The organism is Neobacillus sp. 204, from assembly GCF_046562815.1.
Classification (GTDB): domain Bacteria; phylum Bacillota; class Bacilli; order Bacillales; family Cytobacillaceae; genus Neobacillus.
This window is the reverse complement of the sequence record NZ_JBJORY010000002.1, coordinates 431,622-451,447: the sequence shown is the minus strand read 5'-3', so window position 1 is coordinate 451,447 and position 19,826 is coordinate 431,622. Positions and strand designations below refer to the sequence as shown.

The 19,826-nt window shown below is 38.0% G+C and carries 22 protein-coding genes; 18 read left to right on the top strand and 4 right to left on the bottom strand.

Annotation, left to right across the window (positions count from 1 at the left end; translation table 11 throughout):
- Positions 1 to 50: 50 nt before the first annotated feature.
- The 5 genes from ACJ004_RS06290 to ACJ004_RS06270 are packed head-to-tail and all read left to right on the top strand — an operon-like array spanning position 51 to position 4,979.
- Positions 51 to 968, top strand: coding sequence for a hypothetical protein (locus tag ACJ004_RS06290; protein ID WP_410891865.1), 918 nt, complete (start codon positions 51 to 53; stop codon positions 966 to 968).
- A gap of 19 nt (positions 969 to 987) precedes the next feature.
- Positions 988 to 1,623, top strand: a complete 636-nt coding sequence (locus ACJ004_RS06285) for a DUF4129 domain-containing protein (protein WP_410891864.1) — start codon at positions 988 to 990, stop codon at positions 1,621 to 1,623.
- Entirely contained in the window at positions 1,620 to 2,744 is a 1,125-nt protein-coding gene (locus tag ACJ004_RS06280) for a DUF4350 domain-containing protein (protein WP_410891862.1), read from the top strand. Before ACJ004_RS06285 ends, ACJ004_RS06280 begins: the two co-directional genes overlap by 4 nt.
- Positions 2,741 to 3,670 carry an AAA family ATPase gene (locus tag ACJ004_RS06275; RefSeq protein WP_410891860.1) on the top strand — a complete coding sequence of 310 codons (930 nt, stop codon included), beginning with the start codon at positions 2,741 to 2,743 and terminating at the stop codon, positions 3,668 to 3,670. The genes ACJ004_RS06280 and ACJ004_RS06275 overlap by 4 nt, the downstream gene beginning before the upstream one ends.
- Positions 3,621 to 4,979: a DUF58 domain-containing protein gene (locus ACJ004_RS06270; protein WP_410891858.1), complete on the top strand. Its 1,359-nt coding sequence runs from the start codon at positions 3,621 to 3,623 to the stop codon at positions 4,977 to 4,979. Before ACJ004_RS06275 ends, ACJ004_RS06270 begins: the two co-directional genes overlap by 50 nt.
- On the opposite strand, the gene ACJ004_RS06265 is transcribed toward ACJ004_RS06270, so the two are convergent.
- Positions 4,964 to 5,932, bottom strand: a complete 969-nt coding sequence (locus ACJ004_RS06265; protein ID WP_410891856.1) for a stage II sporulation protein M — start codon at positions 5,930 to 5,932, stop codon at positions 4,964 to 4,966. The two genes, ACJ004_RS06270 and ACJ004_RS06265, sit on opposite strands and share 16 nt — an antisense overlap.
- A gap of 111 nt (positions 5,933 to 6,043) precedes the next feature.
- On the opposite strand from ACJ004_RS06265, the gene ACJ004_RS06260 reads away from it, so the two are divergent.
- From ACJ004_RS06260 to ACJ004_RS06250, 3 genes are all read left to right on the top strand, one after another.
- Positions 6,044 to 6,847: an RDD family protein gene (locus ACJ004_RS06260; protein WP_410891854.1), complete on the top strand. Its 804-nt coding sequence runs from the start codon at positions 6,044 to 6,046 to the stop codon at positions 6,845 to 6,847.
- Between the two features lie 143 nt (positions 6,848 to 6,990).
- Entirely contained in the window at positions 6,991 to 7,371 is a 381-nt protein-coding gene (locus ACJ004_RS06255) for a hypothetical protein (RefSeq protein ID WP_410891853.1), read from the top strand.
- A complete protein-coding gene (locus ACJ004_RS06250) occupies positions 7,361 to 7,864 on the top strand; it encodes an aminodeoxychorismate lyase (RefSeq protein WP_410891852.1) in 504 nt (167 codons plus the stop codon). The genes ACJ004_RS06255 and ACJ004_RS06250 overlap by 11 nt, the downstream gene beginning before the upstream one ends.
- Before the next feature lie 54 nt (positions 7,865 to 7,918).
- Here ACJ004_RS06250 and ACJ004_RS06245 read toward each other — a convergent pair whose 3' ends face one another.
- Positions 7,919 to 8,170: a DUF2533 family protein gene (locus ACJ004_RS06245; protein WP_410891851.1), complete on the bottom strand. Its 252-nt coding sequence runs from the start codon at positions 8,168 to 8,170 to the stop codon at positions 7,919 to 7,921.
- 236 nt (positions 8,171 to 8,406) lie between these two features.
- Here ACJ004_RS06245 and ACJ004_RS06240 point away from each other — a divergent pair, with 236 nt between their 5' ends.
- The gene (locus tag ACJ004_RS06240; protein ID WP_410891850.1) at positions 8,407 to 9,324 is read left to right on the top strand and encodes a cation diffusion facilitator family transporter; all 918 of its coding nucleotides are present in this window, start codon (positions 8,407 to 8,409) and stop codon (positions 9,322 to 9,324) included.
- A 183-nt stretch (positions 9,325 to 9,507) separates the two neighbouring features.
- Here ACJ004_RS06240 and ACJ004_RS06235 read toward each other — a convergent pair whose 3' ends face one another.
- Entirely contained in the window at positions 9,508 to 10,047 is a 540-nt protein-coding gene (locus ACJ004_RS06235) for a DUF3231 family protein (RefSeq protein ID WP_410891848.1), read from the bottom strand.
- A 221-nt stretch (positions 10,048 to 10,268) separates the two neighbouring features.
- Between ACJ004_RS06235 and ACJ004_RS06230 the strand changes: the two genes are divergently transcribed.
- The 5 genes from ACJ004_RS06230 to ACJ004_RS06210 all read left to right on the top strand — a co-directional run bounded on the left by ACJ004_RS06230 (position 10,269) and on the right by ACJ004_RS06210 (position 15,215).
- Positions 10,269 to 11,096: an SPL family radical SAM protein gene (locus ACJ004_RS06230; protein ID WP_410892133.1), complete on the top strand. Its 828-nt coding sequence runs from the start codon at positions 10,269 to 10,271 to the stop codon at positions 11,094 to 11,096.
- A gap of 179 nt (positions 11,097 to 11,275) precedes the next feature.
- Entirely contained in the window at positions 11,276 to 11,596 is a 321-nt protein-coding gene (locus ACJ004_RS06225) for a metal-sensitive transcriptional regulator (protein WP_410891846.1), read from the top strand.
- A gap of 15 nt (positions 11,597 to 11,611) precedes the next feature.
- Entirely contained in the window at positions 11,612 to 11,818 is a 207-nt protein-coding gene (gene copZ / locus ACJ004_RS06220; protein WP_410891845.1) for a copper chaperone CopZ, read from the top strand.
- 83 nt (positions 11,819 to 11,901) lie between these two features.
- Positions 11,902 to 14,331, top strand: coding sequence for a heavy metal translocating P-type ATPase (locus tag ACJ004_RS06215; RefSeq protein WP_410891844.1), 2,430 nt, complete (start codon positions 11,902 to 11,904; stop codon positions 14,329 to 14,331).
- Between the two features lie 20 nt (positions 14,332 to 14,351).
- On the top strand, positions 14,352 to 15,215 hold the full coding sequence (locus tag ACJ004_RS06210; RefSeq protein WP_410891843.1) for a hypothetical protein: 864 nt from the start codon (positions 14,352 to 14,354) through the stop codon (positions 15,213 to 15,215).
- Positions 15,216 to 15,618: 403 nt separating this feature from the next.
- Here ACJ004_RS06210 and ACJ004_RS06205 read toward each other — a convergent pair whose 3' ends face one another.
- The gene (locus ACJ004_RS06205; RefSeq protein ID WP_410891842.1) at positions 15,619 to 16,092 is read right to left on the bottom strand and encodes a hypothetical protein; all 474 of its coding nucleotides are present in this window, start codon (positions 16,090 to 16,092) and stop codon (positions 15,619 to 15,621) included.
- A gap of 138 nt (positions 16,093 to 16,230) precedes the next feature.
- Here ACJ004_RS06205 and ACJ004_RS06200 point away from each other — a divergent pair, with 138 nt between their 5' ends.
- The 4 genes from ACJ004_RS06200 to ACJ004_RS06185 all read left to right on the top strand — a co-directional run bounded on the left by ACJ004_RS06200 (position 16,231) and on the right by ACJ004_RS06185 (position 19,796).
- Complete coding sequence (locus tag ACJ004_RS06200; protein ID WP_410891840.1) at positions 16,231 to 16,686, top strand: GNAT family N-acetyltransferase; 456 nt, start codon at positions 16,231 to 16,233, stop codon at positions 16,684 to 16,686.
- 83 nt (positions 16,687 to 16,769) lie between these two features.
- The gene (locus ACJ004_RS06195; protein WP_410891839.1) at positions 16,770 to 17,261 is read left to right on the top strand and encodes a GNAT family N-acetyltransferase; all 492 of its coding nucleotides are present in this window, start codon (positions 16,770 to 16,772) and stop codon (positions 17,259 to 17,261) included.
- Positions 17,262 to 17,679: 418 nt separating this feature from the next.
- On the top strand, positions 17,680 to 18,411 hold the full coding sequence (locus ACJ004_RS06190) for a TerC family protein (protein ID WP_410891837.1): 732 nt from the start codon (positions 17,680 to 17,682) through the stop codon (positions 18,409 to 18,411).
- A 179-nt stretch (positions 18,412 to 18,590) separates the two neighbouring features.
- A complete protein-coding gene (locus ACJ004_RS06185; RefSeq protein ID WP_410891836.1) occupies positions 18,591 to 19,796 on the top strand; it encodes an MFS transporter in 1,206 nt (401 codons plus the stop codon).
- The last annotated feature ends 30 nt before the right edge of the window (positions 19,797 to 19,826 follow it).

Here is a 19,826-nt window from a genome sequence, read left to right as displayed (position 1 = left end):
ATGATGATAAAATAGGTCATATTCATTATTATACTAGGAGGACTTCAACGTTGGATAAAAAGTTTTCTACCCCAAAAGGATTTGGAGAAATACTCGATCATACCTTTCATCTAACTAAAAATCGCTTTAAGGACTTTTTCATGATTTTACTGATTTTCATGGGACCCGTTTACTTGGTTCAAGCGATCCTGCAACTTAGTTCTGGAACTAGCTTTTTTAGAGAAGTTGGCAGTGGTGGAGCGTGGTATGAGCAAATTCTTACGAGTTTTGAAGAGTCAGGAACATTCGATTCCAGCAGCCTCGGAGCTGACATTGGCATTATCATCATTGGTATCGTTAGTGCTATTTTGGCACCTGTGGCAGAGGCAGCCATTCTCTTTACCATCAATCATGTTCGACGAAATGAAGAATATACCGTGGGTTCGGTCATTAAACAAGCCTTTTCACGATTTTGGCCCATCATGGGAAGCAGTATTTTATTTGGGCTGATTAGCTTGGGGATTATCATTGTGCCACTCGCAATCGTAGGTGTCACTGGTTTTGTCGTGGCGGCTTCCGTGAATCCAATTGGAGGAATTCTTTTAGGAGTTGTTCTTTTTCTCGGCATTGCCATTGGTGTTGGATTATTATTAACCCGCTGGAGCTTTTATTTTGGTTCTGTTGTCATTGATAAGGTATCCCCTGGATTAGGAAGAAGCTGGAGACTATCAAGGAAGCGGACCTGGGTTTTGATGGGTCTTTATATCGTCTTTTATTTTATCATTTCAAGTATTAGTTTTGGTGTTCAAATGACGTTCGGAATGGTTTTAGGGAATAGTGTGCTGCTAACATTAATTACGAACCTCGTCACTTTGATCACGACGATGATTTTCTCGGTGGGCTATGGGGTTATGTATCTGGATGCCAAAACAAGACATGATGCCGATGATTTAAAAGAAATGATTGAAGAATTCAAAACGGTGGATTAAATTATGTTGGGTGATGAGTATGTTCGATACTAACAAGGCACGAGATGACCTTGAAGAAATTTTAAAAACAAAAGAATATAGAGTTTATTACGAATCAAAGGGATTCATTGCCACATGGTGGGAGCAAGCAAAAGAATGGATCGCCACTCAGTTGGAAAAATTGTTTCCTGCCATCGATTCAGCAAGCTGGGCATCTGGTCCCATCCTCATTGCTGTCATCGTTATTGTTATTATCCTATTAGCATTATCAACTTTTCTACTGATTCGAAATATGAAGCGCAATCGGACCCTTCGTAAACAAAAACCGCTCCAATCGATAAAGGAAATGAATTGGACGTCTCAAAGACATCTAGAAGAGGCAAAAAACCAGGAGAGTTTAGAGGATTATCGATTATCCACCCGCCATTTGTTTTTAGCCTTGCTTCTTTCCTTTCATGAAAAAGGGATGCTGGAGGCGAGAATTTGGAAAACAAATTGGGATTATTATGATGAACTAAGGAAAGTAGATCTGCAGAAAGCAGAACAATTCTATCAGTTTGCTCAATTTTTTGAAGAAGTGACCTACGGAGAACGCAATGTTTGGAAAGAAGAATATTTGCAGTTCCATCATGAGACAAGGAAGGTTCTTGGTGATAGGAGGGAGGAGAATAGATGATGAAACCTCTTTCCAACATTCGGACCTGGATAGGGCTGGCCATCCTGCTTAGTTTATTTTTGGTCTTCAGTTATTTAAGTTCTTTACCCAAACCGCAGTATTATCCAGATTATCTTGCCGAGTCACCTGCTCCTAGTGGAGTGAAGGCATTTTATACATATGTAAAAAAGGAAAAGGATGGGCAGATTTGGAGACATTCACCAGACTTACTATCTGCCACATCAGACCACCAAATGCTGATCATGGTTGAACCATCTTTTCCCTTTGAACGGAAAGAGATGAAGGCCTATATCAATTATATGAAAGCTGGCAATACCATTTTATTGATGCAAAACGATCCACAGGGTATGTTTGATATCAAAACGAATGTAACCGACGTTAATGGAACATTGAAGGTATTTACAAAAGACCATACACCCTATCGTGCTGAGTTTGATTCAACCATCCGTTTGCAGTCTGGAAAGGGAAATCAGGTATTACTATCTGATCAGGGCGGTCCGATTGCTGTTAAACAATTGTTTGGAAAGGGGCAATTAATTGTTGCCATCGCCCCTGAGTGGATGACGAATAGCAAGCTGTTAAAGAAGGATCATCTACCCCTGCTTTTGTATCTACTAAATGAAGAGGGATCAGACTCGATCCTGTTTGATGAATACATTCATGGCGGTGAAAATGCAGCTTCGGTTTGGCATGTCTACCCTATGTGGTTCTTACTTCTTGTGGTCCAAGCGACCCTATTGATGATCCTCTGGCTTTGGATGAAGGGAAAGCGTTTCGGTCCTATTTTCGTTCCAAGGGAAGAGACTGTTCGTTTTAGTGATGAGGGAGTGAATGCACTCGCTGCTTGGTACCTCCGCGGCAAACGGTATCATGATTCGATCATGATCCAAGCAGACTATGTCAAGCTGCTACTTCAAGAACGATGGCAGATACCATATAACAGAGAATGGCAGGATTTATCTAGTTATATTGAGAGAAAGTTGACTCGATTGTCAGTTCGTGAAATTAACTCCTTTTTAGTAGGATTGGTCAACATCCTTGAAAAAGAAAAACTGACAAAACAGGAATACTTATTATGGTCAAGAAAGCTCGAGCAATTAAGGAGAGAGGTTGAAGAATGAAAACAGAATTAACATCCTTTTTGGACAAATATGAAGAGCGGATTTTAGGACAAAGCCTAAATCTTAAACTATTATTATCTGCTATTTTAGCTGGGGGTCATGTCCTATTAGAAGGAGTGCCTGGCACCGGTAAGACACAAATGGTACGAACATTGGCCAATCTATTAGGAGGAACCTTTAACCGGATCCAATTTACCCCTGATTTATTACCAAGTGATATCACTGGAAGCACGATTTACAATATGAAGGAGGGCACCTTTCAAACGATGAAAGGGCCGATTTTTACAAATATCCTGTTAGCTGATGAAATTAACCGGACCCCAGCAAAGACACAAGCAGCCTTGTTAGAAGCCATGGAAGAAAAACAAGTGACGATCCAAGGTGAAACGTATCCATTACCTGAGGTATTTTTTGTGGTGGCCACCCAAAACCCAATTGAATTTGAAGGAACGTACCCATTGCCAGAAGCACAGCAGGACCGTTTCCTCTTTAAACTGAGAATTGAATTTCCAAGTTTCGAGGAAGAGAAAAATATTTTAAAACAAGTCATTGAAAACAGCTTTGACGAGAAGCTTGTTGCCGCCATCTTAGATATGGACGAGTTTTTAAGAATTAGAAGGGAAATTGAAAAAGTAACGGTAAGCGAGAATGTATTAGATTACATGATGAAAATTGTCAGGAAAACACGTGAAGCTGAAGCGATCCGGTTTGGGGCAAGTACGAGAGCAGGAATTTCGATTGGAAAGGCAGCTCAAGCCTGGGCCTACCTTTCAGGCAGGGATTACGTTACACCGGACGATATTAAAATGGTCAGCAAACCAGCACTACGCCATCGTATTCAGTTATCGCCGTATGTAGAATTGGAGGGAGCAACCGTTGACCAAATTATTGAAGAGCTGGTGGGCTCGGTTCCTGTTCCAAGATAAAGGAGTATTACCGACCAAACAATTATTATTGGTTTACCTTTTTCTATCCATTGTTTTAGGGATTAGTACCGTGTGGGAAATCTCATGGGGGCTGGTCTTTAGCACAAATTTGATTTTATTTTTGGTAAGTCTGCTAGATTTGTTTTTTTCACCCTCCAAAAAACAGCTATCTTTTCAACGGACGATTTCAGCAGAATTGGAAAGAGGCATTACTTATCCGGTAACGATCGAGGTTCAAAATACCTCAACCTATTCTTTTTCATACCGCTTGGTTGATGATTTACCGCAGTCCTTTGGAAGGCCGTTTCCCATTGTTGGATCAATACCAAAGGAGACAGCAATGAGGATTTCCTATGAGACTACTCCTTTGGTACGAGGAAAGTACGAGATAAATAAAGTTTATTTTCGTTATAGGAGTTTACTGGGATTATGGGAAAAGCAAGTAACAGCTGAATTAAAGGCTGAAGTGAAAGTCATTCCGGATTTAACGGAGACCAAACAGTATTTAGAAAATGCGCAGAAGTATTTGATGTACGAAGGGTTAAAGATACGTAGGCAGCAGAACGGTGTTGGAGAATTTTCTAAGATTAGGAATTATGTGGTGGGGGATGACCCTCGTAAAATCAACTGGCGTCAAACAGCCAAGCTTCGTGAAGTGATGACCAATGAATATGAACCGGAGCACGGAAAGTATATTACGATCTTAATTGACTGCGGAAGAATGATGGGGTCGGAAATGGCGACGGGGAATCGCTTGGAAAAAGCGTTAGAAGCAGCCTTGACAGTGACAGCCGCCGCCCTTCAAAAGGGAGATTATGTGTCTGTCCTCGCCTTTTCAAAAGATATTAAAGTCTTTGTACCGCCTGCCAAAGGAATGGCACATTTGCAGACGATTCTTCAAGCCATCTATTCATTAAACGTGGATGCAGCTGAATCTAATTACGCTGCCGTGTTGCAATACCTTGAAATGGTCCAAAAGAAAAGAAGTCTGTTGTTATTATTTAGTGATGTGCGCACTTTTCTCCATGAGGAAAGTGCACTTATCCTCTTCAAACGGCTTAGACAAAGACACTTATTTGTAATGATTGGAATTGAAGATCAGACGCTTTTAAAAAGAGTAAGAGAGGAGCCAAATACAGTTCAAGCAGCGATGAGGAAAAGTATTGCGCAGCAGCAAATTCTTTTTAAAAAGAGAGAAAAAAACAAATGGGAAAAACAAGGCCTCGTCATGATCGAGGCCCGCGAAGAGAAATTGGCGATTACCGCCGTTTCTCATTATATTGAGATGATAAATCAGAATCTGTTATAGCTTTGCCTGAGTTTAAGCTTGCCTATCACAACATAAAGGATGAGCCCGATCACGGTTAAGATAGCCACGATGTACTTTGCTTCTAATGAAATCGCTGCCGGAGTGATGAAGCCTTCTATGATGCCGGCAATGACAAACAACGGAATAGTACCGAGCAGGAGTTGAACGGAGCGCATCGCTTGCTGCTTTAATTGATAACTCCTCGAATATTGTCCTGGAACAAACAGTTTATATCCCATCAGAAGACCGGCGCCGCCTGCAATAAAAATGGCCGTCAGCTCGATCATCCCATGAGGAACGATGTATGCCCAAAAATCATACGATTTCCCATGATGCCAAAACAAAGCGGCGAGCGCTCCAATGATGATGCCATTGTAGACCATTAAATAGACGGTAACGAGCCCGAAGGTGATTCCTCCTGCAAAAGCAAAGATGGCGACTTTGATATTATTGGTCATGATGCTAGCCGACATGAGGGAGGAGTCCACCGCATTATGACCCTTCCCGAGTTGATCCGGGTCCACACTCTTGGCAATTTCCGCTGGGAGAATTGAATAGATATGCAATGGATCATTCATAACTGATAGAAAGCTCCCTACGGTGCCAATCAGAAATAAGATCATTGCCACCATGATAAATCTCCATTGCTCTAGTAATAGCCCAATAAATTTCTGACTAAAAAATTGACGGATTTGCTTGAAGCTAGAAACTTGGTCTTTATATAAAAGATTATGTGATTTCGCGACAAGTCCGTTCAAATAGTGGGTCACTTCATCATGAGGAAAAAAGGTTTGACTGTAAGAGAGATTCTGGGCTGCTTTTTGATAGAGTCGATGATATTGAGTGATTCGATCACCAGTAATGGCATTTCTACGCTTACTTAAGGTTGTGATTAACTGTTCCAGCTGTTTCCATTCTTCTCGATGCATTTTCACAAATTGTTTCACATTCATTATGACACCTACTTTAAGGGACTATGGATAATTAGTCTTTATTCTCCTTATTATAGTAATATTGTAGAAAAATAGAAATAGAAATAATCAACCAAGTGACGGGGGAAACGCATGAAAGAAGATCATGTAGATATTAAAACACCAGAATTCGTTTCGATTCAATTTCAAATTGCCGGGTTAGGCAGCAGGTCAGCCGCTTTTATCATTGATCAGTTGCTATTGATGACTTTTAACATTTTGTCGGTCATCCTCCTTTTTTTCGTCTTAGATGGGATGTCAAAAATGGAATTTATTTTCATCGGTAATTCCCTCCCTATTGCGATAACGATTATTGCATTGTTTCTCGTTAATTGGGGCTACTTTTTTGTGTTTGAGTTTTTTTCAGGTGGAAGAACGATTGGGAAGAAGTTAATGGGAATCAGGGTTATTCAGGAGAATGGCCATAGTATCACATTGCTTTCCAGCTTTATTCGGAATCTGATTCGAATCATTGATTCCTTACCAACGGCTTATTTTCTAGGGGTTATTATGATCTTTTTCCATTCAAAGCATAAACGGTTAGGCGATCTTGTTGCGGGCACAATTGTCGTGCATGAGCGAAAAGCAAAACGGAAAAAGAAACAATCACCGTTAGAAAAGGAAATCGAAAGCAGATGCCTTTCAGAAGTTGATCTTACGATCGATGAGTGGACTTTGAAATCATTAGGGATGAAGGAATGGAAGTTGGTTAATACATACGTAAATCGTTTTCTGCAAATCCCTTTAACGGAAAGAAATCAACTTACCGAACAAATCTCCGAACTATTATTTCCGAAAATCGGCTTGGACCCAACTGGGAAAACGACTGTTGATTTAGAAAACATCCTTCTTGTCCTTTATTTAAGGCTTAGCGAAGAATGGGAGTTTGAATTGTGAAGTAATTTTATAGAATTAAAGGTTTGATTTGTCAAATCCATCCGACTTGTGTCTCATTTGCATAGAATTCGTCGAAAAATTTTTGTTTACGATGTATAATAAGGAATTGTGGATTGCTATGTAAAATAAGGAGGAAACAAATGATGGAATGGACATTAATTCTGTTGATTGCAATATCAGCTGTGCTGCTATTCGTTTCAATAATGTCGAATCGAAAGGCAGAAAAACAAAAACATAAGGAAATTGATATGGTTCATGTTGCTGTTATGAAAGATATCAATAATGTGCACGAGCAAATTCGTAATTTAGAACTTGATATAGAGGTGGTCACAAAGGAAGCAGGCGTTCAGCTGACTCCTGAAGAAATGATTTTTAAGCGTGAAGTGCTAGATTTGTATAAACGCAAATATTCGATTGAGACCATTGCACAGAAAAAACAAGTTTCAGAGAGTGAAATTCAACAATTCCTTGCACCTTATTTGGCACCAAAGGATGAAAGGAGCAAATTAGCCCATGAAAATTAATGTAGTGAGCAGCTTTGCGGCCGGAATTCTCCTAGCTTCGTCCATTTGTGGTGCTGTTTACTTCACTGAAGATCCTGTGGTCACAAAAGCGGCTCCTAAACCAACCAAAACCGAGCAGACAACAGTTGTTCAGCCAACAGAAGCAGAAATGAAGGATATGCTTTTAGCTGCCGGTTATGTTGTCCAACCGAAGGCAGAATATGATAAGACGCTAGACGCAGCAAAAAAAGCAGCCTCGGCGGCTGCAAATACTGCAAATACTAATAATAATTCCAAAAAGATTGCCTACCGAGCGGTTATTTCCGTGACACAAGGAATGACAAGCATCGATGTCGGTAAAATGCTTGTAAAATCAAAGATCGTCAGTGATGCTTTTAAATTCTCCAAAGATGTTGAGAAAAAAGGTGTCGAGAAAAATTTGCGTCCGGGTACATTCACAGTTGATACAGAAATGACCTATGATCAAGTCATCGCGACAATTTTTAAACCATAATCATCAATAAAAAAGAACGGACAGTTTACAAACTGTCCGTTCTTTTTTTATCAGCTACAATTTTTTTACGAACTCCTGAACCATCTCACCCGTAACATTTTGTCTTGTTGGAATAAAGCGGAGGTTGATTTTATTAATACTATTGGTGACTGCATTTATTTTATCAGTAGAAAAGGGGAGGCCTTGTTTACATAACTCAATAGCCTCTTCGATATATTGTTCCCGTTGTTGATCGAGAGCTAAGAATTTTTGATAGGTTTCGTGTTGATTTGCCGCATGTTTAATTAAATCCTTATGTACACTCATGATTTCACTCCTTAAATAATTAACTCATTCCATCATACCATAATTGAATGTAGTATCGTGCATATGTTAATCAGTAAATTAATAGGTATAATACTAGATTTAGTCGAATATATTTCTCTTATTAGATTGAATGATAGACTAGGATAAATATTTATTCATCTTAATAGGATGCTGCTTCCTCCCGTCTTTCCATACGATCTTATTAAATTTAATTTGTTAATGATAAAGGAGGTTACATGGGGCACAATCACAGTCATCACACCCAAAATAAAAAAGCATTTATGATAGCTTTTCTAATTATTACCATTTTTATGATTATGGAGTTCATTGGAGGGACCATGACAAATAGTCTGGCACTTCTTTCAGACGCTGGGCATATGTTAAGTGATTCCATTTCCTTGGGAGTGGGCTTACTAGCTTTTATTTTAGGGAGAAGGGCAGTGAGTGAAAGTAAAACCTTTGGCTATCAGCGCTTGGAAATTTTAGCCGCTTTATTTAATGGGTTTTTATTAATTGTCATTTCTATTTTAATCATGTGGGAGTCTTTTCAACGTTTTACTGAACCTCAAGCAATTTCCAGTACGGGAATGCTATTGATATCTAGTATAGGTGCGTTTGTAAATATAATTGTTGCTTGGATAATGCATCAATCGGAAACTAGTGAGAACCTAAATATGAGAGCCGCCTTTTTGCATGTGATCGGTGATTTACTCGGATCTGTTAGTGCTATTATTGCCTCCTTACTGATTATGTATTTTGGCTGGACCATAGCCGATCCCATTACTAGTCTAATTGTTTCTCTATTAATTTTAAAAAGTGGAATTGGGATAACTAGCGATACGATTCACATGCTGATGGAAGGAAGACCAGCGAAATTAGATGTAGAAAAAGTGCGAGAAAAATTACTTCAAATTCCAGGTGTGGTAAGTATGCATGATTTTCATGTGTGGAGTATCACATCAAATTTCCCATCTATCAGTTGTCACTTAGTGATTTCAAATCAAAATCACGACTTGATTTTAAAGAATGCATTAAGAGAATTACATGATACCTTTGATTTGGAACATGCAACCATTCAAGTGGAGAGTGTTCATGCGGATTTGGACCAATATGAACATTATCGTTGCAATCATTATGTTGGGCAAGGCACTTGACAGAGTTGAAGAAAAAATTTAATAGGGTCACCAAAAATTCTTAAACATGAATATAATAAAGTTGTTTATAGAATTGTTACTCGTGTATGCAGGCAAAACCCAAATCACTAAAATCGGGACTTTTTATGTCTTAAATTTTAGTGGTTTAGGTTTTTTTCTTTTTTACCCCTAACTTAATAGGTGCTATGAACCAGGTGGAACGTAAAACGGTGGTACTTTAATCCATCCGCGTTTACGCATTAAATGTTTTAATCTAGTTGCGAAAGCAAATTTTTCTGCTTGAAACTGAATAAATAATAAACCAACATCCGTACGAATCGATTCGGAGGCTGCACCAGCTGCACGCATAATTAAACTTATGATTTTTAAAGATAATTCGTTTGCAATTACATCATTCGTTAATTTAACACCAGGAGGAATACTGTTAGGGTCTGATACTGGCATATCTTCAGGGGCAGGAGGTAACGTAATTCCTTCCTTAATCATGAAATCATGGAGTCGTTTCCTTTGACTGTTCCCAAGTTCCATATCTTCTTCAAGAATTGCTCTTAGTTCATCATCCGTTGTGGTATTTATACCTGCTTGAACAGATACTTTGGCTAATTCAAGTCCAGCTAAGTAAATCCAGCATGCCATCACTTCTCCGACATGAAGTGGTTGGTTTTCGTCTTGATCTGTCGACGATTTCATTGCATCCATGAATGTTTCCAATATATTTACCATTTGACTCACTCCTAATCGGCTAGTAATTTATAAATATTGTTTGTATCAAAAGATTTTTTATTCAAGGGTCCGCCAACCTTTAGGGATTTTGTAAACTAAGCAAAAAGTTGTATACACGGTTAAAAACTTGTTTATCACCAAAGGGGGGAAGAAGAGGATTATCGAGAGGAAAAATGCTAAAATATACGTTAAACAATATGGAGAGGGGATTCCATTTGGGGATGGAAATAAAAGAAACACTTGCTAAGAAAATCCTTACTGAAGCAAAGGGATATTTGGATGTTGGATTTACACATTCATTAAATCCATATAGCGGCTGCGCATTTTCTTGCAGATACTGTTATGTAAGAGAAATGCCAATTCAAAGATTCAAAGATATCCCTTGGGGAGAATGGTTGGACATAAAAACAAACGCAGCAGAAAATTACCGCAATGAAATCATAAAACTTCGTAAAAAAAATAAACCAGTCAATATATTTATGTCCTCTGCAACTGACCCTTACCAACCAATCGAACGTAATACTAATATTACGCGGGGGATATTAGAAGAAATGATTGAAAATCCACCTGACTTTCTTCAAATCCAAACCCGAAGCCCACTCATTACAAGAGATATTGATCTGTTAGTAAAATTAAAAGATAAATGTGAAATTCTTGTATCGATGACGATTGAAACCGATAGAGAAGATATGAAACAAATATTTGCTCCATATGCACCTGGCATTAACTTACGGCTAAAAGCCTTAAAAAAAATTCACGATGCGGGAATATCGACCCAATCTTCGATTTCTCCTGTTTTACCATTTACCCCTGACTTTCCCAAAGTATTAGATGGAATTGTGGACCATATTTGGATTGATACGCTAAGTATCGGGGATGGATCGATGGGGAAACGTTCAGAAAGATTAGGAATGCCAGCTTTATTCCAAGAACATGAATTATCGAAGTGGTATCGAAAAGATATTCATGTAATGGTGGAAAAATATTTTAATAAATATTTTCCTAATGAAATGATACGAGTTTCTAAACAACAAGCCTTCCCAAAATAAAAAAGACACAGTCTTTGTAATAAACTGCGCCGCAACTGCGGTGCTTTTTATTTGCAAGAATAGAATGCCTAGTCCAATATGAACTTTCTAATAATGGGTTATTATTAAAAAAAATATTTTCTAAACCCCTTCACATACTACAGGGGGGTATAGTATAATGTAAATGTGGAGGCGATAGAATGGATGAAAACATGAATCATGATTGTCACCTTCCTGAAGGAAGAAAAAGCCATCATTCAGAGAAAGTGAAGAAAAATTTGGTTACTCGTTTAAATCGTATCGAGGGTCAAATTCGTGGAATAAAGGGCTTAATCGAAAAAGACACTTATTGCGATGATGTCATTAACCAAATTGCAGCTACACAGTCTGCATTGAATAGTGTGGCTAAGATTCTTCTTGAAGGTCATTTAAAAACTTGTGTATTGGAACGAATTAACGAGGGAGATACAGAAGTATTAGATGAAGTGCTTTTAACAATCGAAAAATTATTAAAAAAATAAAAGGAGTGTTTATAAATGGAAAAGGTAACATTAAAGGTAATTGGAATGTCTTGTGGTCATTGTGTGAATGCTGTTGAAGGCAGTGTTGGTAAATTAGATGGTGTAAAATCCGTAAGAGTTCATTTAAAAGAAGGAAATGTAGATGTAGAATTTAATCCTTCAGAGGTTTTATTAACTACAATAAAAGAAACAATTGATGACCAAGGCTATGATGTTGAATAAATTAAACAGATAACGTGCTTAGAAAAGCACGTTATCTTTAACAATAAAATATACCCCCCACCAGTATAAGAGAGGTGTTTAATATGACGAATGAGATAAAAGAAACAAATTTTCAAATTACCGGAATGACCTGTGCGGCATGTGCAACTAGAATTGAAAAAGGGCTCAAAAAAATGGAAGGCGTAAAAGAAGCGAATGTTAATTTAGCACTTGAAAAGTCCATTATCAAATTTGATCCCGAAATGGTCTCAGACCAGGATTTTCAGAAGAAAATTCAGAATTTAGGCTATGATGTTGTAAAGGAAAAAAAGGAATTCAATATTACTGGAATGACCTGTGCAGCTTGTGCCACAAGAATTGAAAAGGGATTAAATAGACTGGAAGGTGTTGATAAAGCCACCGTTAACTTTGCATTAGAAAGTGCAACAGTAGAATATAACCCTTCCTTAATTGGTCAACAAGATATTATTAAACAGGTAGAAAAATTAGGTTATGGGGCTAATCCAAAGGAAGAGCAAGAAGAAAATGTTGATCATCGCCTTAAAGCAATAAAGAATCAGCAAGGTAAGTTTATTTTTTCATTAATTCTATCCTTGCCGTTATTATGGGCCATGGCTAGTCACTTTTCCTTTACCTCCTTTATTTATCTTCCAGATATGCTAATGAACCCATGGGTGCAATTAGCACTTGCCACACCCGTCCAATTTATTATTGGTAAGCAGTTTTATCTAGGGGCATATAAAGCATTGCGAAATAAAAGTGCAAACATGGATGTTTTAGTCGCCCTAGGAACATCAGCTGCTTATTTTTATAGTTTATATATGACCATTAAATCCATAGGTTCTCATGGACATATGGTTGAGCTGTATTACGAAACAAGTGCCATTCTGATTACCTTAATTATTTTAGGTAAACTTTTTGAAGCTAGAGCAAAAGGTCGCTCATCAGAAGCCATTAAAAAGTTAATGGGTCTTCAAGCTAAAACGGCAATTGTTGTGCGTGATGGAATTGAAAAGGAAGTACCTCTAGAAGAAGTAGTGGTTGGTGATATTGTTTACGTCAAACCAGGTGAAAAAGTACCAGTGGATGGTGAAATTATCGAAGGCCGATCAGCACTTGATGAATCCATGTTAACTGGCGAAAGTGTTCCTGTAGATAAAACTCTTGGAGATTCAGTTATCGGTGCAACAATCAACAAGAATGGTTTCCTAAAAATTAAAGCGACAAAAGTCGGCAGAGATACAGCATTAGCACAAATTATCAAAGTTGTTGAAGAGGCACAAGGTTCAAAGGCACCGATACAACGTCTAGCCGATCAAATTTCAGGTATCTTTGTTCCGATTGTTGTCGGTATTGCGATAGTGACGTTTTTGATTTGGTTTATCTGGATTAGTCCAGGGGAATTTGCGGAAGCTCTTGAAAAATTAATTGCTGTATTAGTCATTGCCTGCCCTTGTGCACTTGGCCTTGCTACTCCAACGTCCATTATGGCTGGTTCAGGAAGAGCAGCTGAATTCGGTATTCTTTTTAAAGGCGGAGAGCATCTTGAAACGACACATCACATCGATACAGTGATCTTAGATAAAACTGGAACGGTTACAAAAGGAACTCCACAATTAACTGACGTTATTTTACATGTAGATATGAAGGAGGTAGACTTTTTATCCATCATAGGTTCTGCAGAGAATCAATCGGAACATCCATTAGCACAAGCCATTGTTCAAGGGATAAAAGAGAAAGATATTACTTTTAAAGAGGTACAAGAATTTGAAGCTATTCCTGGTTATGGAATTAGTGCTGTTGTAGAGAATAAAAAGATTCTAATAGGAACTAGAAGACTTATGACAAGAGAAAATATCGATATTACAAAAGCAATATCAACTATGGAAAGCCTAGAAGATAACGGAAAAACGGCAATGTTGGTTTCCATTGATGGAAGTTACATTGGTATTGTAGCTGTAGCGGATACCATCAAAGAAACATCAAAAGAAGCCATTCAGCGTTTATTAGATTTGAACATTAACGTTGTAATGATTACCGGTGACAATAAGAGGACTGCTGCGGCTATAGGTAAGGAGGTTGGTATTGACCACGTAATTGCTGAGGTTCTTCCAGAGGGAAAAGCAGACGAAGTGAAGAAACTTCAAAAAGAAGGAAGAAAAGTGGCAATGGTCGGAGATGGAATTAATGACGCCCCAGCATTAGCTGTCGCGGATATTGGAATGGCTTTAGGTACAGGTACAGATGTTGCTATGGAAGCTGCTGATATTACTTTAATAAGTGGAGATTTAAATACTATTGCAGATGCAATTATCATGAGCAAGAAAACCATTCGAAATATTAAGCAAAATCTATTTTGGGCGTTTGCTTACAACGTGGTTGGAATCCCAATTGCTGCAATCGGTCTTTTAGCACCATGGCTCGCAGGGGCAGCTATGGCTTTCAGTTCCGTGTCGGTTGTGTTAAATGCATTGCGTTTACAGCGAATAAAACTTATTGAAGTGAAAAGTTAAATAATAAAGGAGTGACAGGAATGAGAAAATGGGCACTGGCTGGGATTCTTTATGTTACGATCGTCATTTTTGGATTCCAGGCTTATGATAAATGGATTGGGGAAGATCAAACAACAGCCGCTCATGGCCACGGTGAAAAAATGGAGATGGGGGAAAACAAAAGTAACCAAGAAATGAGTAGAGGTCATCAGGAAGAAAATGAAAGCGCACAGGGGCATGAAATGGCTTCTGGAAATCATGAAAGCAGCGAGGTCAATGTATTTGTCCAAAATGATAAAAGCGAGATTAAGATATTTTTAAAAGACAAGGCAAGCAACCCGATTGATGAGCTAGAAGTAAACCATGAGAAGGAACTTCATCTAATCATCGTCGATGAACAACTAGAGAAGTATTACCATGTTCATCCAGAACGTACTGGTAAAGGGGAATTTACAATTAAAAATAACCTTCCTGACGGATTTTATAAAGCGTTTATCGATATTAAGCCGAAGGATTTCGCTTACGTTGTAGAACCAGTTCCGTTTATCGTAGGCAATCCAACTGATACTTCCCATGGACATGAGCTTATTCCAGATAAACAGTTCATCAAAACCGTGGATGGAGAAACTGTAACACTAAATGTTAGTTCATTTAAGGCAGGCGAACCTGTAACGTTATCCTTCGACTTAGATCAAACCAATTTAACCCCTTATTTAGGAGCGATGGGTCATGTCGTAGTTCTTGACGAGTTTGGAAAGAAGTTCCTTCATGTTCATCCGTCTAATGATCAAGAACCGATTTTTGAAACAACCTTCGATAAGCCTGGGATTTATAAAATTTGGGCTGAGTTTAAACAAAATGAAACGGTCAGAGCGTTCCCATTTGTGATAGAGATAACTGAATAAAAACTATTTTGATTACTAGGACACAGATATAGAAGTGGGCCAAAATATAGGTACTTTAATAGTGAAGGGAAATTTTAACCAAATAGATTTGCTTGAAACCGCTAAAAGGCGGTTTTTTGCTTTCTAAAAGTTGGTTATCATCTCTAATAACAGGTTCTTATAACATATATTTAGGCACTTATTACATAAATCTTGGATCTTATTACATAATTACGGGCACTTACTACATTTTTTACGTAATTTACGACATTTTCTGGATATTAAATGGAAATTTCTTCTTACAACCGATTCTTATTACATAATTACAGGCACTTACTACATATTTTACGTAACTTACGACATTCGCTGGATATTAAATGGAAATTCTCTTAAAATAAAAAAGAGCCAATAAATCTACCGGCTCTTAACCTACGATAAAATCTGGTTCATTAAGTCCTGAAACGAGGGCGTCACGTGCTTCTACTAAAATAAGTTTAATGAAAAAGAGCTGTCCATTTAGTCTTTCATTTTTATTAATTAACAGAATTGCTTGTTCAATGTAGTTAATGCTATCTTCGGTCTTATCTAATGCTAAGGATATCCGATTGTCTGAAAGATTAATAAGGTGTTGGTTTTCTTGAACTTGGGCAACAATTGGGGCGACTTGAATGACCGGGTCACTCGGAAAATAAGTATCAAAAGGTAAAGCTTTTATGGCAAGATACGCTTCTGTAAGATAATCGACGACGTCTTGGTAGAATTGGATTTTAATTGGGTTCGGTGGTAAAGGAAAGGCAGACATTTCTAGGAAGAGGATTAAGGCATTATCGGCATAGCGAATGGCTTGTACCGTGTAGGCCAAGGCGGTTCTTATATTCGTTATTAAGTTAGAGGACATTTTTTTCACTCCAAATGGATTAATTATTTTAGTTTATGTAAGTTAGACATGCCCGTAAAGGACAATTCGGCAAATATGATAAATTCAATGAGTTCATTTCCATGTATTAGGGGAAATTATCAAGGATTGGAGGATTTTATGCTGGATTTTAAAATAGAGAAAATAACAAACCTTATGACGATTGATATCTCTCATTTAATAATGGAAAGCAAAGAAGGTGGTTTTTGTTTTATAGAAAGGTTGGTTAATGATTATAAAAATGGGACAAATACCTTTAATAAAAAAGGGGAGGGCTTATATGGTGTTTTCAATGACAAAGGTGTATTAATTGCAATTGGCGGAATGAATATCGATCCTTATTCAAATGATCCCGAAATAGGTCGACTTAGAAGGTTTTATGTATTAAAGGAGTATCGGAGAAAAGGGATTGGCAGATTCTTAGTTAATCAGATTCTATTTGCTGCAAGAAGAACTTTTAAAAAAGTAGTTCTTCATACAGATACGGATGACGGAGATTGGTTTTATACTTCGCTTGGATTTTCAAAAAGCATTGGGGACCCAAACTTTACACATTATATTAAGCTAAAAATATGAGCGTTCATTTACAGGAGAAACAAGGTTCCTTTTTGCTATATAATGAATCATTAATATAATTGGATAGTTGGAGGGTCGATAACATGATAAAGATACGGAACGTTAGAATGGAAGACTTGTCTCAACTTGTAGTCATTGAGAATCTTTGTTTTTCAAAAGATGAGGCAGCTACGAAAATTGCCTTTGAAAAGCGGATCGAGATGATTTCAGATAGTTTTTTTGTTGCGGAAATGGATGGTGAAATCGTGGGATTAGTTAATGGTCCTGTGATCGATAAAGCGTACATAACAGATGATTTATTTAGTATGACCCAAAGAAATCCAGCTTTTGGCGGTCATCAAAGTATTTTGGGATTAGCGGTGTCTCCCGATTTTCAAAAGTGCGGCGTGGCAGCGGCGTTACTTGCACATCTTGAAAAAGAAGCAAGAACAAACCAACGAGAAACTATTACGCTTACATGTAAACAGGAATTAATTAGATTCTATGAAAAATTCGGCTACCTTAATAGTGGTGTGTCTAGTTCCAAACATGGGGGCGTCACTTGGTACAACATGTGTAAAAAAATCTCAAATTAATAATAAAGGGTTAATGTATAAGTACAGCTTTTCGGTAGCTATGAAGTAATTTTTGAAGCATAACCAACCACAAAGTTGATTAAAAACGATTCGGAAGCCGGATCGTTTTTTTGATGTTATTACGAAGAAATTCACAAGATTCCACTGAACTTGACCCTTCAATTGGCGTACCCAAAATAGATGACTTAATAATGTTTTTTTTGGATACATCCATTTAGGGGTGGAGATGAATTTGGTTCATTTATTCTAAAAGTTTACATACATTTAAATAAGGATGCTAGAAATTAGCCAACCACCGTGTGGCAATGGATAAATTTGAGGGACAAGCATTATGAGGAAAAGCAGAATCGTTTTATTCCTTGAATAGATAGGACATAGGTCAAGGGAAACAAAATAAAGCGATGGAAAGGGAGACAATATGGAGTTTTTACAAGAAATTTTCAATAGCTATAGTACATTTTTTTCACTAGATGCACTCCAGAAAGTATTTACGAACCCAACAAGTTGGGGAGTGATAGGGACACTAGTTATTCTTGAAGGTCTACTATCTGCTGATAATGCCCTCGTTTTAGCCATATTAGTGAAAAATTTACCTAAACATCAACGAAAAAAAGCGTTGTTCTATGGGATTTTTGGTGCGTATCTTTTTCGAATCTTAGCGATTGGGTTAGGTGTTACTTTAATCCATATTGGCTGGATAAAAATTGTCAGTGGGCATTACTTACTTTGGATTGTCATTCAAAACTTTATCAAGAATAATGACGGCGAAGACGAGGTTCAAAGTAAAAAAATGGGCTTTTGGAGAACGGTTTTAACCGTGGAACTTATGGATATTGCCTTTAGTCTAGATAGCGTCATTGCGGCCTTTGGAGTCTCAAATCAGGAATGGGTCTTATTTATAGGCGGTGTGATTGGAATCTTAATGATGCGAGGGGTTGCTCAACTATTCTTGGTATTAATTGAAAAAGTCCCTGAAGTGGAAATCACTGCATTTATTTTAATTGCCATTATCGCCATAAAAATGATTGTCTCTGCCTTTGGATACCAATTAGATGAATTTGTATTCTTTTCAATCTTAATTGCAGTGTTCTCGGCCACTTTCCTAGTTCATTTCGTCAGGAAAAATTCAGGGAATGAAAAAATACTATAATATCTGTACTGAAAGGCTCGAAAAGATCAGGCATCCTGGTCTTTTTTATTTTTGAATAAATTTCTGTATACGAATATTTCGGAAATGAAAATAATTTGTCAGTATGTTATTATAGACGATATTAAAAGTGGCTAAGGAGAAATTTACTAAATCGAATCAAACATTGGAGATGGAGCAGCATGCTAAACTGGAAACGTAATTTATGGGTGCTTTGGATTGGGGTCTTTTTTACAGCAGCAAGCTTTTCCATGGTCATTCCCTTTTTGCCAATTTTTCTTTTACAAATAGGTGTGCATGAGCATACGGAATTGTGGTCAGGATTATTATTTAGTGCGGCATTTTTTTCAGGAGCGATCGCCTCGCCATTTTGGGGCAGGATGGCTGACAAATATGGGCGGAAACCAATGATTATTCGGGCCGGATTTGCCCTCTTTGTCATCTATACGTTAATGGCATTTGTCACCAATCCGTATCAAATCCTATCTCTACGAATCTTGCAGGGATTATTAAGTGGATTCATTCCTGGTGCCATCGCATTGATTGGGACCAATACACCCGGAAACAAGGTGGGCTATGCCCTTTCTCTTATTTCTTCTGCGTCGGCCTCAGGAAGTATCCTTGGACCCTTGCTTGGTGGAGGGATATCACATCTAGTAGGAAATCGGTGGGCCTTTGCCAGTGCAGGAACGATTGTTTTTCTTGCCACACTACTTATCATTTTTTGGGTAGTGGAGGAAAATTTCACGCCTAGTAAAATACGGGGTTCTGTAAAAAATGACTTTAAATTGGCCTTGACGAATCGTCCGTTTTTCCTCGTACTCCTACTCACTGTCGTTACGAGTTGTTCGATCATGACGATTGAGCCTGTGCTTCCTTTATATATAGTGAAATTGGGAGGATCTTCTGAAAATGCCTCTTTATTAGCGGGAGTTGTGTTCTCATTGCCTGGAATCGCAAGCGCCTTGTTCGCTCCCTATTGGGGGAAATGGGCTGACAAGGTGGGCTTTCAGCGAGTTTTATTTATTGGGTTATTGGGTGGTGGAGTAGGAACAATCGCTCAAATTTTATTCAGTGAAATATGGGGATTTTCAATCATTCGCTTTGTATTTGGAATATTTTTCTGTGCCGTCTTCCCAGCGCTCAATGGTCTTGTTGTGAAGTCAACACCTGAAGATTTCCGTGGCAGGGCCTTTAGTTTGAATCAAACGGCTAACCAAATCGGCGGGATGATTGGTCCGATTATTGGCGGATTCCTCGGTGGGATATTCCCTGTTCAAAGTGTTTTTATCGTAACAGGTATTTTATTATTAATTGCCTGCGGTATGGCTTATTGGAATAGTAAGAATTTAAACAGTCATGCTCTAAAAAGAAAAGCTCTTACCTAAATAGATTACTAGATAAATACCCTCTCATCT